General features: G+C 61.3%; 14 protein-coding genes and 1 other RNA gene. 2 read left to right on the plus strand and 13 right to left on the minus strand.

The window, feature by feature from the left end; genetic code table 11:
* The 10 genes from WBF74_RS11235 to rnpB form a co-directional block, all read right to left on the minus strand.
* Positions 1–452 (minus strand): FtsW/RodA/SpoVE family cell cycle protein (locus WBF74_RS11235; RefSeq protein ID WP_424439661.1); only part of this gene is annotated, 452 nt, incomplete at its 3' end.
* The gene (murD, locus tag WBF74_RS11240; protein ID WP_424439664.1) at positions 449–1855 is read right to left on the minus strand and encodes a UDP-N-acetylmuramoyl-L-alanine--D-glutamate ligase; all 1407 of its coding nucleotides are present in this window, start codon (positions 1853–1855) and stop codon (positions 449–451) included. The genes murD and WBF74_RS11235, both read right to left, overlap by 4 nt.
* Before the next feature lie 6 nt (positions 1856–1861).
* Positions 1862–2950 carry a phospho-N-acetylmuramoyl-pentapeptide-transferase gene (gene mraY, locus WBF74_RS11245; protein ID WP_424439667.1) on the minus strand — a complete coding sequence of 363 codons (1089 nt, stop codon included), beginning with the start codon at positions 2948–2950 and terminating at the stop codon, positions 1862–1864.
* Positions 2950–4389: a UDP-N-acetylmuramoylalanyl-D-glutamyl-2,6-diaminopimelate--D-alanyl-D-alanine ligase gene (locus tag WBF74_RS11250; RefSeq protein WP_424439670.1), complete on the minus strand. Its 1440-nt coding sequence runs from the start codon at positions 4387–4389 to the stop codon at positions 2950–2952. The genes mraY and WBF74_RS11250 overlap by 1 nt, the downstream gene beginning before the upstream one ends.
* The gene (locus WBF74_RS11255; RefSeq protein ID WP_424439673.1) at positions 4386–5855 is read right to left on the minus strand and encodes a UDP-N-acetylmuramoyl-L-alanyl-D-glutamate--2,6-diaminopimelate ligase; all 1470 of its coding nucleotides are present in this window, start codon (positions 5853–5855) and stop codon (positions 4386–4388) included. Before WBF74_RS11255 ends, WBF74_RS11250 begins: the two co-directional genes overlap by 4 nt.
* Before the next feature lie 40 nt (positions 5856–5895).
* Positions 5896–7647, minus strand: coding sequence for a peptidoglycan D,D-transpeptidase FtsI family protein (locus WBF74_RS11260; protein WP_424439676.1), 1752 nt, complete (start codon positions 7645–7647; stop codon positions 5896–5898).
* Positions 7644–8015: a cell division protein FtsL gene (ftsL, locus tag WBF74_RS11265; protein WP_424439679.1), complete on the minus strand. Its 372-nt coding sequence runs from the start codon at positions 8013–8015 to the stop codon at positions 7644–7646. Before ftsL ends, WBF74_RS11260 begins: the two co-directional genes overlap by 4 nt.
* Positions 8012–9028 carry a 16S rRNA (cytosine(1402)-N(4))-methyltransferase RsmH gene (gene rsmH / locus WBF74_RS11270; RefSeq protein ID WP_424439682.1) on the minus strand — a complete coding sequence of 339 codons (1017 nt, stop codon included), beginning with the start codon at positions 9026–9028 and terminating at the stop codon, positions 8012–8014. Before rsmH ends, ftsL begins: the two co-directional genes overlap by 4 nt.
* Positions 9025–9522 (minus strand): division/cell wall cluster transcriptional repressor MraZ, encoded by a 498-nt coding sequence (locus WBF74_RS11275; protein WP_424439685.1) that lies wholly within the window; start codon positions 9520–9522, stop codon positions 9025–9027. Before WBF74_RS11275 ends, rsmH begins: the two co-directional genes overlap by 4 nt.
* Before the next feature lie 306 nt (positions 9523–9828).
* An RNA gene (gene rnpB, locus WBF74_RS11280) (RNase P RNA component class A) lies at positions 9829–10207 on the minus strand.
* Between the two features lie 104 nt (positions 10208–10311).
* Between rnpB and WBF74_RS11285 the strand changes: the two genes are divergently transcribed.
* Positions 10312–11274 carry a quinone oxidoreductase family protein gene (locus WBF74_RS11285; protein WP_424439688.1) on the plus strand — a complete coding sequence of 321 codons (963 nt, stop codon included), beginning with the start codon at positions 10312–10314 and terminating at the stop codon, positions 11272–11274.
* On the opposite strand, the gene WBF74_RS11290 is transcribed toward WBF74_RS11285, so the two are convergent.
* From WBF74_RS11290 to WBF74_RS11300, 3 genes are read right to left on the minus strand one after another with little or no spacing between them, the layout of a single operon-like run.
* Positions 11271–12014 carry an N-acetylmuramoyl-L-alanine amidase gene (locus WBF74_RS11290; RefSeq protein WP_424439691.1) on the minus strand — a complete coding sequence of 248 codons (744 nt, stop codon included), beginning with the start codon at positions 12012–12014 and terminating at the stop codon, positions 11271–11273. The genes WBF74_RS11285 and WBF74_RS11290 overlap by 4 nt on opposite strands.
* On the minus strand, positions 12014–12940 hold the full coding sequence (locus tag WBF74_RS11295; protein ID WP_424439694.1) for a DMT family transporter: 927 nt from the start codon (positions 12938–12940) through the stop codon (positions 12014–12016). Before WBF74_RS11295 ends, WBF74_RS11290 begins: the two co-directional genes overlap by 1 nt.
* Positions 12941–12990: 50 nt before the next feature.
* On the minus strand, positions 12991–13707 hold the full coding sequence (locus WBF74_RS11300; protein WP_424439697.1) for a TerB family tellurite resistance protein: 717 nt from the start codon (positions 13705–13707) through the stop codon (positions 12991–12993).
* Between the two features lie 117 nt (positions 13708–13824).
* Here WBF74_RS11300 and WBF74_RS11305 point away from each other — a divergent pair.
* The coding region (locus WBF74_RS11305; RefSeq protein ID WP_424439700.1) for a hydantoinase/oxoprolinase family protein at positions 13825–15484 on the plus strand (1660 nt) is incomplete at its 3' end.

The following is a 15484-nucleotide window of genomic DNA, read 5'->3' on the forward strand; positions in this document are numbered from 1 at the left end:
GTCCCCGGCACATCCGGCGTGCGCTGCGCTTCCGCGAAGAACCACGCCGAAAGCACGACAAAGGAAGGCTTCACGAATTCGGAAGGCTGGATGCTGAATGGACCGATATAGAGCCAGCGATGCGCGCCGTTGATCTCCGGCCCGATAACAACCGCCAATGCCATCAACACGAAGGAAACCGAAAACACGATAGCCGCAACACGGCGCACCATGCGCAGATTGAGCAGCGATACGCCGATCATGATACCGATAGCGGGCAATACGAAAGCAAGCTGTCGATAGACGAAATGGAACTGCGGCAGGTTGATGCGCGTGGCAACGGCTGGGCTTGCCGCAAGCGTCAGCAAGCCACCCAACAGCATCAGGCTGAAGAGGCCAAACAGCGTCCACTTGTCAACGGTCCACCACCACTCGGCGATTGCGCTGCGATTTGTACGGGCGAGCCGGATCATGCCACGCCCCCCTTTGCACCAAGACGTTCCTGCACGGCCGCGCGAAAAACATCGCCGCGCTCCTCGAAGCTTTTAAACTGGTCGAAGGAGGCACAGGCAGGTGAGAGAAGCACGACCTTGAACTCTGCCAGATCAGCCAGCGCATCGCGCGACGCTGCTTCGACAGCACGGTCGAGCGTGCCGCAATGAATGGCCTCCACCTTGCCCTTCAGCGTCTCGGCAAATTCGGACGCCGCATCCCCGATCAGATAGGCGCGGCGAATGCGCGGGAACCACTCTTCGAGCGAGGTGATACCCCCCTCCTTCGCCTTGCCGCCAATGATCCAGTAGATGTTGTCATAGGTCGCAAGCGCCTTTGACGCCGCATCGGCATTCGTTGCCTTGCTGTCATTCACGAAGCGAACGCCATCCGCCTCACCGACAATTTCCATGCGATGCGCAAGGCCGGGGAAACTTTCAAACGCGGCGAGGATACGTTCGCGGTGATAGCCGAGCGCGCGCCCCACGGCATAGGCCGCCGCAGCATTCTGCCAGTTATGCGCACCCGCCAGCGTCTTGATCCCGGCAAGATCGCCCGCTTTCACGCCCTGCGCGGCGAGATTCTCATAGAGAACACCGTTCAGCGCATAGACACCGCGCGACAAGGCCTTGCCGACAGAAATCGGAATCACCTGCGCAATGCGGCGGGCAGTCACATCCGTGCAGATGCTGCTGGTGCGCATGTCATCAATGCCGATGACTGCTGTGTCCGTTTCGCCTTGCAGAGCAAAGAGGCGTGCCTTCACCGCGGCGTAATGCTCCACCGTACCATGCCGGTCGATATGGTCGGGCGTGATGTTGAGAAGCACTGCCACATTCGGCGCAAGCGAGGGCGCGAGATCAATCTGATAGGAGGAGACTTCCACCACATAAACTGTCGCTGCTTCCGGTGCCTCAAGCTCCAGAACGGGCTTGCCAATATTGCCGCCCACCTGCGCATTGTCGCCGCAGCGCCGCACCATATGGCCGACAAGCGCTGTCGTCGTGGACTTGCCATTCGTGCCGGTAATGGCGACGAGCCGCGCCTTCTTGCCCGATGCCCTCAGCGCACGCTGGAAAAGCTCGATATCGCCGATCACTTCGACACCCGCCGCCTGCGCCTTCAGCACCGCCTCATGAGGCTTCGGATGCGTCAGCGGGATACCGGGACTGAGGATCAGCGCAGAGAGATGCTCCCAGACCCAACCTCGTGAATCCGCCAAAGTGAAACCTTCCTTCGCGGCTTCCTCACGCTTCTCCGCCGCATCGTCCCACGCGAAGACCTTTGCACCACCAGCTTCAAGAGAACGCGCAGTCGCAAGCCCGGACTTGCCGAGCCCGAGCACCGCTACATTCTTTCTCTCAAAGCCGGTCGCGGCGATCATGAATGATTACCTCAGCTTCAGGGTTGCAAGACCCGCCATGGCGAGCACGACCGAGATGATCCAGAAGCGCACAACGACGGTCGGTTCCGCCCAGCCCTTCTGTTCGAAATGATGGTGAAGCGGCGCCATGCGGAAGACGCGCTTGCCGGTGAGCTTGAAGGAAGCGACCTGCACGATGACCGACACGGCTTCGAGCACGAAAAGCCCGCCAATGATGGCAAGCACCAGCTCATGCTTTGCAGCAACGGCAATCGCGCCCAGCGCACCGCCGAGAGCGAGCGAGCCCGTGTCGCCCATGAACACCATGGCAGGCGGCGCGTTGTACCAGAGGAAGCCAAGCCCGGCGCCAATCAGCGCGCCGCAGAAGACGGCAAGCTCACCCGTGCCGGGCACGAAGTGAATCTGGAGATAATCCGCAAAGACCGCGTTGCCGACGAGATAGACGATGAGCCCAAGCGAGGCCGCCGCGATCATCACCGGCACAATGGCAAGCCCGTCGAGACCATCCGTGAGATTGACCGCGTTGGACGAACCGACAATCACCAGCGCGCCGAACAGGAAGAAAAAGCCGCCAAGCTCGATCAGCAACGTCTTGAAGAAAGGTACGGTGAGCGCTGTCTGCAACGGTTCGCTCGCCACCAGCACCAGCGCCCACATGGCGACAAGCGCGATGATGAACTCGAAAAAGAGCTTTACGCGGCCCGGCACACCTTTCGGCGAAATCTTTGAAACCTTGAGATAGTCATCCGCAAAGCCCACCGCGCCGAAACCGAGCGTCACGAAAAGAACGATCCAGACATAAGGATTTTTGAGGTCCGCCCAAAGCAGGACGGAAGGCACAAGCCCCACCAGAATGAGGAAGCCGCCCATGGTGGGCGTGCCCTGCTTCTGGATCACATGCGTCTGCGGCCCGTCTTCACGAATGGGCTGGCCGCGTCGCTGCTTTGCCTTGAGCAGCGCGATAAGGCGCGGCCCGAAAAGAAAGCTGATGAGAAGCGCAGTTACCGTCGCGCCGCCTGTGCGAAATGTGATGTAGCGAAAGACATTCAGCGCCGGAATGTCGCCTGCCATGCCTCCGAGCCAGTCGTAAAGCATCAGTTTTCCCCCCTGTTGCGCCGGATGCTTTCACCTTCGTCGTCGCCAAGCCCCAGAAGCATCTCGACAAGCGGCCCCATACGCGATCCGAGAGAGCCCTTCACCATGACCACATCGCCCGGCTCTACCGCTTCGCGCAGCAAATCACCCAGTTCTGCCGATGTTTCTGCATAGGCGCCTTGTCGCGCGGCCGGCAGCGCCTTGAACAACTCACGCATATGCGGCCCGCAGGCAAAGACGAGGTCCGTTCCCGACGCCTTGATCGGTGCCGCAAGGCCGCGATGCATCGCAATCGAGTCCTCGCCAAGTTCCAGCATGTCGCCGATAACGGCGATGCGACGTCCGCGCCCTGTGGGTTTCGCCTGACCGAGAGCAGCAAGCGCTGCCGCCATCGAAGCGGGATTGGCGTTGTAGCTTTCGTCAATCACGGTGAAGGCACCCAGCGGCGTCTCCACGCGATGCCTTTCGCCCCGTCCCTTCGGCGCCTTGAGATTTGCCATGGCAAGCGCGGCAAGAGCGAGATCCGCCTCAAGCGCATGGACCACGGCAAGCATTGCCAGAGAGTTCATCACGATATGGCGACCTGGCACCGAGAGCTTGTAGGTCACGGGCTGGCCGCAGATCGTGGCCGAGACGCAGGAGCAATCTTCCTTGAGCGCCACCTTGTCGAGCCGCGCATCAGATTCTTCATGCTCGCCAAAGGAAATGATCTTCCCCGCGCCACTTGCTTCTGCCTTGGCGCGCAGCCGGTCGAAATGCGGATTGTCGCGGTTGAGAATGGCGACACCGCCCTTCTGCAAGCCGTCGAAGATTTCGCCCTTGGCATCGGCAATCTGTTCGACACTGTCGAAGAAAGCCATATGCACGGCTTCCACCGTCGTGATGAGGGCAGCGAAAGGTTCGACAAGCCGGGAAAGCGGCGTGATCTCGCCCGGATGGTTCATCCCGACTTCGAAAATGCCGAAATGCGTGTCCGCCGGCATACGCGCGAGCGAAAGTGGCACACCCCACATATTATTGTAGGAAGCAGCCGACGCATGGGTCGCGCCCTGCTCGGAAAGGATGAGACGGAGTGCTTCCTTTGTGCCGGTCTTGCCCACGCTACCCGTGACGGCCACAACCTTCGCCGGCGCGCGCGAGCGTGCCGCACGGCCAAGCGCCTCAAGCGCGGTGAGCGTGTCTTCCACCACCACAAGCGGCCCGGCCGCCCGCATGGCATCATTCGGCTGCGAGACAATGGCCGCGGCAGCGCCCTTCTTGAGCGCGCCTTCCACATAGGCATGGCCATCGGTGTTTTCGCCCGTAATGGCGACAAAGAGGTCGCCCGGCTCGAGCGTCCGGCTGTCAATCGACACGCCACTTGCCGTCCAGTTGCCGCCTTCGGCCTTGCCGCCCGTCGCCGCGATCACTTCATCACTTGTCCAGAGAGGGCGCGTCATGCAGCACCTCCCATCTTCGATGCAGCCGCGCGCACCGCTTCATGGTCGGAGAAAGGGATCGTCTCGCTGCCGATGATCTGGCCGGTCTCATGTCCTTTGCCTGCAACGACAAGCACGTCGCCCGCGCCAAGCGCCTGCATCGCAGCCTCGATCGCTTCCGCGCGATCTGCAATCTCTCGCGCGCCGGGGCACCCCTTCAGAATTGCTGCGCGGATCAGCGCCGGATTTTCGCTGCGCGGATTGTCGTCCGTCACATAGACCTGGTCAGCAAGACGCGCCGCCACTTCGCCCATCAGCACCCGCTTGCCGGGATCGCGGTCACCGCCGCAACCAAACACGACCGCAAGCCTGCCTTTCGTATGCGGACGCATGGCTTCCAGCACATTCTCAAGAGCATCGGGCGTATGCGCATAATCGATATAGACGGACGCGCCGGAAGGAAGATGCACCGCAACTTCCATCCGCCCCCTCGCGCCTGTGAGACGTTCAAGCGCTGCAAAGACTTTCGCGGCTTCGGCCCCGCAGCCGATCACAAGACCCGCCGCGACAAGCGCGTTTGACGCCTGAAACTCGCCCACCAGCGGCAGCTTCACATTATATGAAGTGTCTTCATAAGAGAGTTCGAGCGTCTGCCCGCGTGCATCTGGCCGGGCGGCAACGATGCGGATATCCCGTCCGTTGTGCCCGACCGAGATGACCCGGTGACCCCTTGCCCAGGAGACCGCTTCAAACTCGGCATATTGCGGACTGTCAGCATTGATGACGGCGATGCCACCCGGCCCCATCACCTCGCCGAACAGACGAAGCTTCGCATAGAGATAGTCTTCAAAGCTCGTATGATAATCCATGTGGTCGCGGGTGATATTGGTGAAACCCGCCGCGCACAGCTTCACACCATCAAGCCGGTATTGCGCAAGCCCATGGCTTGAGGCTTCCATCGCAAGATGCGTCACCCCTTCACCCGCAAGCACGGCAAGCTCAGCCTGCAACGAAACGGGATCCGGCGTGGTGAAGCCGAGCGGGCGTTCACCCTTCGCGCTCGACACGCCCAGCGTGCCAAGGCTTGCCGCTTCCTCACCCAGCATCGTCCAGAGCTGTTGCGTGAAGGTTGCAACCGATGTCTTGCCATTGGTGCCCGTCACCGCCGCAATCGTCGCGGGCTGCGCCCCAAAGAAACGCGCGGCCATAAGCGCAAGCCTGCGGCGGGGGTTGCGATCGGAAATCACAGGCACACGCGCCTCGACTGTCGCGCCCTGCGGCACAAGCAGCGCCGCCGCACCCTGCTCGATTGCCTGCGCGATGAAGGCCGTGCCATCGAGCTTCGTGCCGGGAAGCGCCGCAAAAAGATAACCGGGCTTCACCGCACGGCTGTCCGCCGTCAGGCCGAGTATCTCCGTCGCTCCCATATCCGGGAGCGGCAGGGAATCGGTCCCAATCAGCGCCGCCAGTTGCATCTCGCCCAACATTTTCTCTCATCGCCTCCGCTTTGTGTCGCGGGGCGGCTCTTCACTGTCCACTCGCCTCAAACGAAACGAGCTTCGCTTCGCGCAGCATGTCGTTGTCCTGCGGCTGCGTCGCCGGCCGAAGGCCAAGCAGCGGCGCCACACGCGCCACCACGCGCGATGTCACGGGCGCTGCGTTCCAGCCCGCCGTTGCATAGCCATAGGTGTTCTTTGTCGGCTTCGGTTCATCAAACATCACGAGCATCGCGTAGCGCGGATCATTCGCCGGGAAGGCGCTGATGAAGGATGTGATGAGTCGATTGCGCGCATAGCCGCCATTGACGGCTTTTTCTGCTGTGCCGGTCTTTCCCATCACCGGATAGCCCGGAACGTCTGCGCTGCGGCCCGTGCCTTCTGCAACCACCATGCGCAGAAGCCCCCGCATCGCCATGCTCGTCTCTGCCGAGATCACGCGCTCGCCAAGCCGCACATCATTCTGCCGCAGGAAAGTCGGCTTGACCTTGAAACCGCCATTTACCACGGTGGAAATCGCGCTCACCACCTGAAGCGGCGTCACCGCAATGCCGTGACCGAAGGACGTGGTGATGGTCGAAAGTTCACCCCAGGGACGCGGCACGATGGGCGAGCCTGCTTCCGGCAGCTCAATATCCGGGCGGGAAAGCAGGCCGAAGCGCGCGAGATAACCCTTGTAGTCCTCGGTGCCGAGCTGCAGCGCGATCTTCGCCGTGCCGATATTCGACGAATAGACAAAAACTTCCGGCACAGACAGCCAACGGTTCTTGCCGCGATAGTCGCGGATCGTGAAGCGGGCAAATTTGATCGGCTGCGTCGCATCAAACTTGCCGTTGATATTGACGCGCCCGCTGTCAAGCGCCGCCGCAAGCGTCACCGCCTTGAAAACCGAACCCATCTCATACACGCCGAGCGTCGCCCGGTTGAAACGGGATTCCTCCGGCGACGCCATCGGGTCATTCGGGTCGAAATCAGGCAGCGATGTCATCGCCACGACTTCACCCGTATGCACATCCATAATCACGCCCACTGCTGCCAGCGCGCTGAACTCGGCCATCGCCTTTTCGAGTTCGTCGCGCAGCGCATGCTCCACATGCAAATCGATGGAGAGCATTGTCGTGTTATTGCGGTCGAATTTGGGCCGCCCTGCGTCATCCTTGCGGCTGAGTGCGCGGTCCATGTAAAGCTCCATGCCCGCAAGTCCGCGATTGTCGATATCGACCATGCCGAGCACATTCGACGCGATCTTGCCGTTCGGATAGACGCGCTTCTGCTCCTTGCGGAAATCGAGACCGGGAAGCCCGAGATAGTGCACCGCATATTGCTGGCGCGGCGTGAGATCACGCTTCAGCCAGACAAAGGCGCTTCCGGTAGCAAGCTTCCGCGCCACTTCTGCCTCATCAAGATCGGGCAGAACGCTGACAAGCTGCCGTGCCGTCTCTTCCGGGTCGATCACATAACGCGCATCCGCAAAAAGAGAGGCCGTGACAATATCCGTCGCCATCACCTCGCCATTGCGATCCACAATGTCAGGCCGGTTGATCTGCGTTGTGAGGCTTGCAACGGAACCCTGCCGCGCTCCGTCATCACCCATGATGGCAAGGCCGACAAGCCGCGCACCCACCAGCGTGAAGCAGGCCGCGAATATCGCAAGCGACAGAAAGATGCGCCGCTGCGAAGGCGTGCGCCCGCCTTCTGTACGCCGCGCGCGTGTGCGCGAGATGGCATCATAGCCCGGCGGAAAGTAGCGCCCCTGGGCGCTGTTGTTGCTGCGCCCAATCATTGGATCGTGCTCCCTGTCCTGCCCGGCACCATGCCGCCCGCATAGCCACCAAGCGGCTGGCGTCCAGACGGCACATAGAAGTCGTCCGCCATATGCGGCATCGGCACTTCTTCGAAGGTTCCGATCTGGCCAGCCGTCAGCGGGCGCAGCGCGGTATAGCGTTCGGCAAGCTGTTGCAGCCTTTCGGGCTGGTTCAGATAGCTCCATTCCGCACGCAGCACGCGGATCGCTTCCTGCTCATTGGCAATGCGCTGTTCAAGCTGGCGCTCAAGGCGCACCGCGCCTTCCGCACGATACTTGATGTCGTAAAGACCGACCGAAAGTGCGATCACCGCTGAAACGAGAAGGAAATTGATGAAGCGGATCATGCAGCCCCTCCCCAGATGGAAGGAACAGCGCGCAGACCGAGCGCCTGCAGATCAAGTGGCTTCGCCGGTGCGCCGGTGCGAATGGCGGCACGGAGCTTTGCCGAACGCGCCCGCGCATTAAGCTCGACTTCTTCATCCGCCGCCTTGCGCGCCTTGCGCGCGATTTCCTCAAAGCTCGTCGCTTCGTCCTCAACCGCAGGCATGTAGCGGTTTGGCCGCCCGCCCCGTCCCGTGCGCTCCGTCAGAAAGCGCTTCACGATCCGGTCTTCAAGCGAATGGAAGGTGACGACAGCAAGCCGCCCGCCCTCACGAAGCAGCGCCTCGGCACCCGAAAGGCCGCGCGCGAGTTCGCCAAGCTCGTCATTCACAAAGATGCGCAGCGCCTGAAAGGTGCGCGTCGCCGGATGAATCTTGTCCTGCGGCCTGCGCCCGATCACACGCTCCAGAAGCTCTGCCAGTTCGAGCGTGCGGCGAAACTCCGCTTCCTCGCGCGCCTTCACAATGGCGCGGGCAACGGCGCGGGCGCGCTTCTCCTCACCATAGACGGCTATGATCCGCGCAAGCTCACTCTCTTCATATTGATTGACGACATCAGCCGCACTCGGCCCCTCGCCGCCCATGCGCATATCAAGCGGCCCGTCCTTCTGAAAGGAAAAGCCCCGCTCCGCCTCGTCAATTTGCATGGAGGAAACGCCGATATCGAGCACGACACCATCGACCGCTTCATGGCCAAGCGCACGCACCAGACGCTCCATGTCGCCGAAGCATCCTTCGACCAGCGTCAGCCGGCCTGCAAATTCAGATTCAAGCGCCCGCCCCCGCAGGATGGCGCTCGGGTCGCGATCAATGGCGAGCACGGCGCAGTCCGCCGCGCCGAGGATCGCGCGTGTATAGCCACCCGCACCGAACGTACCGTCCACATAGATGCCGCCATCACGAGGTTTAAGCACGTCAAGAACATCGGCCAGCATCACCGGAACATGAGGAACGTTGCCCTGACCGGTTTTGCTCATCGTGCGCCCCCCATGCCGGAGCCTGATGCACCGGGAGTAACAGCGCCGGGCGCGCGGAGCAGTTCGCGATGCTTCTGCGCCTCTTCCAGAGCCTTCGCGTAATATTCCTCATAGGCCTTCGGCTCCCAGATCTGGAAGCGCTGGCCCATGCCCACGAAAGTGGCTTCATCCTTGATGCCCGCAAGATTGCGCAGCGTTTCCGGCAGGATCACGCGGCCGTCTGCATCAAAGGTGAGTTCCGCGCTTTCGCCGATCAGCACGGCAGCAAGGGACTGGCGCTCCGGGGAGAACGGATCAAGCCGGTCGAGCATCTGATCGACAATGTCGGAAAAGGCAGGGCCGCAGCCTTCAATGAAGGCACCGGGATTGAGCGGCGGAAAGCAGATCACACCATTCAGACCCTGAGCCATGGTGACGGCACGAAACTTCGCCGGAACGGACACACGTCCCTTCGCGTCGATCTTGTTCGTGAAACGCCCCCGGAACGACTCCATCGTCCGACCTGCTCCCTGTTACGGACCCACCCTGCCGAAAGGGCCCTCTCACCGCAGGACCGGCTGGCACCACTAGGGGCAGCATGGCCTTATACGGGATAACATGGGATATCATGGGACCATATGGGCGTCAACGGGAAAGCCTAGTATTTCTGCGGCTTTGAGGCATGTTCCGCAGGATTAACAGGTCGTTAAAATTGTCAATATTGAATAGAACGTAATGAGAACATATCGAATACATGAGGTAATAGCGTGCCAGCACGGCACGGAATTCCATCCGGCCCTGTTTCAGCTGTGATGCAGGAAAATGTCAGATGGCCTGTAAGCCGGGTTCTGTACCCTTGCGGGCGATGACCATTCATCTGGGACGCCCGTTACCGGACGCCTCTAGCAACCAACCCGGGCGGCGACCCGGAAACGGGTGTTCAGGCCAAAGCCTGAGATGCCGCCCCTATTCGGTTTTGCTCCCGGTGGGGTTTGCCCTGCCGCGCCCGTTACCGGCCGCGCGGTGCGCTCTTACCGCACCCTTTCACCCTTACCGGGCCCGCAGGCCCGGCGGTTTGCTTTCTGTGGCACTTTCCCTGGAGTCGCCTCCGCCGGACGTTATCCGGCACCGTGTTTCCGTGGAGCCCGGACTTTCCTCCACCCGGGCCGAAACCCGAGCAGCGGCCATCCGGCCATCTGACCCCTTCGACATGAGGCCAAAGCCCCGCTGCGTCAAGATGCTTGCACTTTATCCCCGCAGCCACGACATAGGCGATACTGCAAATCACACAGAGGGAGGAAAAGATGAAAGCTGCTGTCTATTACGAGAACGGGCCACCAGGCGTTTTCAGATATGAGGATGTCGCCGATCCGGTCTGCCCCGATGAGGGCATCGTCATCCAGGTCGAAGCCGTATCCATTGAAGGCGGTGACACGCTGAACCGCGCCCGGGGCGAACTCACCAGCATCCCCCATATTGTCGGCTATCAGGCGGCAGGCACGATCATCGAGGTCGGATCAAAAGTCACCACGCTGAAACCCGGCCAGCGCGTGACCACGGTAAACTTCAGCGGCTCCCATGCCGAACAGCGCGCCGTTTTCGCCCGCACCGCATGGCCGGTGCCGGATGGCATGGATATCAAGACGGCAGCTGCAATCCCCGTCCCCTTCGGCACGGCCCATGACTGCCTTTTCGAGTTCGGCCGCCTCAAGGCGGGTGAAACCGTTCTCGTGCAGGCAGGCGCAGGTGCTGTCGGCCTTGCCTCAATCCAACTCGCCAAGCGCGCGGGCGCAACCGTCATCGCCACGGCATCGAGTGACGAGAAACTCGAGCGGCTCCGCGCCTATGGCATGGATCACGGCATCAACTACCGCTCGCAGGATCTGGTCGCGGAAGTGAAGCGCCTCACGGATAACCGCGGCGCCGATGTCATTGTTGATCCGGTCGGCGGCTCGACATTGCAGAAGTCGATCCTCTCGCTTGCTTATCGCGGCCGCGTCTCGACCGTTGGTGATGCCGGGCGCGAGGAGGTTCGCCTCGACACGTCCACTATGCGAGCAGGCAACCAGTCGCTCACCGGCGTGTTCCTCGGCGCGGAAATCTTCACAGACCGCGTTTACAACAACATCGCAAAAATGATCGAGGACATAGCGAAGGGCGAGTTGAAGGTCGTGCTCGACAAGTCCTTCCCGCTCAAGGATGCGGCAGCCGCCCATGAATATATCGAGAGCCGCAAGGCTTTCGGGCGCGTGACGCTGATCCCCTAGGCGACAGCTTTCGCGGTATCGAGAAGGCGGCGAAGCGTGGTGACGGTAGAAATATCCGCCACGCCGTCCACCCTCTCGGGCCGGAAGTGACGCTGGAAAGCCGTCACCACCGCCCTGGTCGCATCATCAAAGCGACCCAGCACCTCGATGCCATAGCCGTAATCCCCCAGCATGAACTGCAGCTCGGCAACCATATCGCCCCTGTCGCCATGCTGAAGGACATGCCCTTCGATGAACGGCTCCGGCTGAACCCAAAGCCCGACACCCGCCCGCGCAAGCCGCGCCCAGTCGAACCACTCGCCGGGATCGGACTTCCGCGCGGGCGCAATATCGGAATGACCCAGCACCCGGCGCGGCGGGATCGGATGGCGCGAGAGAATGTCCCGGCACAGCGCCTCCACTGCCCGCATCTGTGCTTCGGGATAAGGCGGGCAGCCAAAATCATGCCCGCCATTCACGATCTCGATGCCGATGGAGCAGCCATTGATGTCGCTCTCCCCGGCCCAATGGCCGACACCCGCATGCCAGGCCCGCAGATGCTCCGGCACAAGACGGGTGATCTGCCCGTTCTCTTCCACGAGATAATGCGCGGAGACTTTCGCCGCCGGATCGCAGAGCCGTGCCGCAGCCGCCTCCGCACTCTCCATGCCGGTATAATGCAGCAGAAGAATGTCGGGGCGCCGCCCGTCAGGACGTTCATTGAAATTGGGCGATAGCCGTTCGGCGATGGCGAGTGACATCAGAACCCCGTATCGACGATCCGCTTCTGCCTGAGCGACACGATGAGAACCCCCGTAAGAGCAATGGCGGCGCCGATCATCATACGCGTCGTGAGCACTTCACCAAGCAGCATAACGGCGAAGAACACCGTGAAAACGGGCGAAAGCAGCGTCAGGGGCGCGGTCTGCGTCACCTCATAGCGCTGGAGCAGATAATAAATGCCCGCATGGCCGACAAGGCTGGAAGCGAAGGCAACATAAAAGACGCCCGACCATTCCAGCAGATTGGCCGTCTTGATGAGGTGCACAATATCGCTCTCAAAGATGAAGGACGCCCCCAGCATGAGCGGGGCCGCAGCAAGCGCGATCCACGCCTGAAGCTCAAACACGCCGACATTCTTGATCTGTCGTTGATAGATCGTGCCGATCGAACCGACCAGCGCCGACGCCACCACGAAAAGCAGCCCGTCAATATAAGTGAAGACATTGGGGTCGAAGCTGATGACCATGACCCCGAGGAAAGAGAGCGAAATACCGAGCCAGCGCCGCCAGTGAACCTCTTCCTTCAGGAAGACGATGGACATGATGGTAGCGAAGGGCACGCCAAGCTGGCTCGTCACCGCCACGACAGAGGCGTTTGAAAGCGCAAGTCCAAGAAAGAAGAAGCCGAACCCGACCGGCCCCGCGCAGAGCGATATGATGATGACCTCCTTCATCCGCCCCTTGTGTATTTTCAGGAAGGGGAAAAGGACAAATACGATCAATGTGAAGCGCAACGCCGCAAAGAGCAGCGGCGGAAAGTGATCCAGAGACACCTTCGCCGCAATAAGCGCGAAGCCCCAGATCAGATTGATAAGGACCATGAAGCCCAGATGGAGGGGGGTCATCCCGAAACCGCGCAGAAGCCCGGCAAGGATCAAAAGCCGCCGGATGTTGATGGATGCCACGTGTTAGCGCAGGTGACGGGGCGCGCCTAGAGCCATGATGAGAAAAAACGCTAGCTCGACAGTCCCCGCGCCTTGGCAATCCGGTCGTAGGCCACATTGATGGCTGCCAGCTTCTCATTGGCGATGGTGACAAGCTCTGCGGGCACACCACGCGCAATCAGCGTGTCGGGATGGTTTTCCCGCACCAGACGGCGATAGGCCTTTTTCAGATCCTCGTCCGAAATATCAGGCGTGATGCCGAGAACGAGATAGGGGTCGCCCTTTTCCTGCCCCAGATGACTCGCGCGGATACGGGCAAACTCGATCTCCGAGAAGCCGAAAATGTCCGCCACGGTGCGCAGATAGTCCAGCTCCTGCGGATGCACATGGCCATCGGCCTTGGCGATGTGAAAGAGCGCGTCGATCACGTCTTCAAGCACGGCCGGCTTGTTCTGATAGATGCGTGCAACCTGCTTCGCATAGGCCTCGAAGCCCGCCACGTCCTGCTGCGCGACCTTGTAAACACGCTCGACATTACGCGCCTCACCGGGCGGGATCTGGAAGACTTCCTCAAAGGCGCGGATTTCGGACTGGCTGACCTCGCCATCGGCCTTTGCCATCTTGGCGGAAAGCGCGATCAGGGCGATGGTGAACACGACCTCGCTGTCCTGTAGCGCCCGGTCGATGACCACATGGCCAGCAACCGCGCCCAGAAGCGCACCCAAGGGCCCGCCGACGGCAAGTCCCACGCCGGCGCCCGCGATTTTACCCCAGATAGACATTGTCAAAGCTTAGGCTGATTTGCCTCGCTTCGCACCTGCGAAATATCAAGATGACCTTGCGGAAATAAGAGGTTCGCCGCTCTCGTGCTTCCCGGACCCCGAGGCTTATGGCAGTTTGCGCGCATGAATGAGCAGACAACACAAGGCAGCCGCTGGGATTTCTGGATCGACCGGGGCGGCACCTTCACGGACATTATCGGTCGTGCGCCGGATGGCAGCCTCCATGCGCGCAAGCTCCTCTCGGAAAATCCCGAGCAATATGAGGACGCGGCGCTGCAGGGCATCCGCGACCTGCTCGGCATTGCCGCCAGCGCGCCGCTGCCCGCGGGCCTCATCGGCTCGGTCAAGATGGGCACGACGGTTGCGACCAACGCGCTGCTTGAGCGCAAGGGCGATCGCACGCTGTTCCTCACCACGCGCGGCTTCCGCGATGCGCTTGCCATCGGCTATCAGGCAAGACCCCATCTCTTCCGCCTGAAGATCGAAAAGCCCGACCAGCTTTATGAGCGCGTGGCGGAGATGGGCGAGCGCGTGACGGCGGAAGGCGAGGTGCTGTCCCCTCTTGATGCAGAAGAACTGCGCAACGCGCTTCAATCCGCCTATCAGGATGGTATCCGCTCCGTCGCCATTTGCTTCATGCATGGCTATCGCTACCCGGCGCATGAAAAGCAGGCGGCAGAAGCCGCAAGGCAGATCGGCTTCACCCAGATATCGGTGAGCCATGAAGTCAGCCCGCTCGTGAAATTCGTCTCGCGCGGCGACACCACGGTGGTGGATGCCTATCTCTCCCCCCTGCTGCGGCGCTATGTGAACCGCGTCGCAGATGCCATCGGCGCGGGCGATGCCTCCACCCGCCTCTTCTTCATGCAGTCTTCCGGCGGCCTCACCGATGCACAGCTCTTTCAGGGGAAGGACGCAATCCTCTCCGGCCCTGCGGGCGGCGTGGTAGGCGCGGCGATGACAGCCGCAGAAGCCGGTTTCGACCGCGTCATCGGCTTCGATATGGGCGGCACCTCGACCGACGTGTCACATTTCGATGGCGAGTATGAACGCAGCTTCGAAACCGCCGTCGCAGGCGTGCGGATGCGCGTTCCCATGATGCGCATTCACACCGTTGCGGCGGGTGGCGGCTCGGTGCTGCATTATGAAGACGGGCGCTTTCAGGTCGGCCCCGATTCAGCCGGTGCCGATCCCGGCCCCGCTTCCTATCGCCGGGGCGGGCCGCTTGCCGTGACCGATGCCAATGTGATGCTCGGCAAATTGCAGCCCGACCTTTTCCCGCACGTCTTCGGCCCCGGACAGAATGAACCGCTTGATGCCGATACAGTGCGTGCCCGGTTTGTCGAACTCGCAAACGAGATCGGAGACGGGCGCACAGCCGAGGAAGTGGCCGAAGGCTTTCTTCGCGTCGCCATTGAAAACATGGCGAATGCGATCAAGAAAATCTCGATCGAGCGCGGCCATAATGTCACCGCCTACACGCTTTCCTGTTTTGGCGGCGCGGGCGGGCAACATGCCTGTCTGGTAGCCGATGCGCTCGGCATGAAGAAGGTTCATATCCACCCCTTCTCCGGCCTGCTCTCTGCCTATGGCATCGGCCTCGCGCGCATTACCACCTCGCGTGTGCGCGCCTTCATCAAGCGCTTTGACCAGGCACTGCTCGCTGAACTGAGCGATGCCATGACAATGTTGCAGCGGGAAACCGAAAAGGAACTCACCGCGCAGGGTGTGGTGAAAGGCGACATCATCACCACGCCGCTTCTGCATCTGCGCTATGACGGCA

Origin of the sequence: Parvibaculum sp. (assembly GCF_049672805.1) — a bacterium.
Lineage (GTDB): Bacteria > Pseudomonadota > Alphaproteobacteria > Parvibaculales > Parvibaculaceae > Parvibaculum.

Excerpts from the sequence above, each read along its gene's own strand:
- murD (WP_424439664.1), bottom strand. The coding sequence starts at position 1,855 with ATGATCGCCGCGACCGGCTTTGAGAGAAAGAATGTAGCGGTGCTCGGG.
- mraY (WP_424439667.1), bottom strand. The coding sequence starts at position 2,950 with ATGCTTTACGACTGGCTCGGAGGCATGGCAGGCGACATTCCGGCGCTG.
- WBF74_RS11250 (WP_424439670.1), bottom strand. The coding sequence starts at position 4,389 with ATGACGCGCCCTCTCTGGACAAGTGATGAAGTGATCGCGGCGACGGGC.
- WBF74_RS11255 (WP_424439673.1), bottom strand. The coding sequence starts at position 5,855 with ATGTTGGGCGAGATGCAACTGGCGGCGCTGATTGGGACCGATTCCCTG.
- WBF74_RS11260 (WP_424439676.1), bottom strand. The coding sequence starts at position 7,647 with ATGATTGGGCGCAGCAACAACAGCGCCCAGGGGCGCTACTTTCCGCCG.
- ftsL (WP_424439679.1), bottom strand. The coding sequence starts at position 8,015 with ATGATCCGCTTCATCAATTTCCTTCTCGTTTCAGCGGTGATCGCACTT.
- rsmH (WP_424439682.1), bottom strand. The coding sequence starts at position 9,028 with ATGAGCAAAACCGGTCAGGGCAACGTTCCTCATGTTCCGGTGATGCTG.
- WBF74_RS11275 (WP_424439685.1), bottom strand. The coding sequence starts at position 9,522 with ATGGAGTCGTTCCGGGGGCGTTTCACGAACAAGATCGACGCGAAGGGA.
- WBF74_RS11285 (WP_424439688.1), top strand. The coding sequence starts at position 10,312 with ATGAAAGCTGCTGTCTATTACGAGAACGGGCCACCAGGCGTTTTCAGA.
- WBF74_RS11290 (WP_424439691.1), bottom strand. The coding sequence starts at position 12,014 with ATGTCACTCGCCATCGCCGAACGGCTATCGCCCAATTTCAATGAACGT.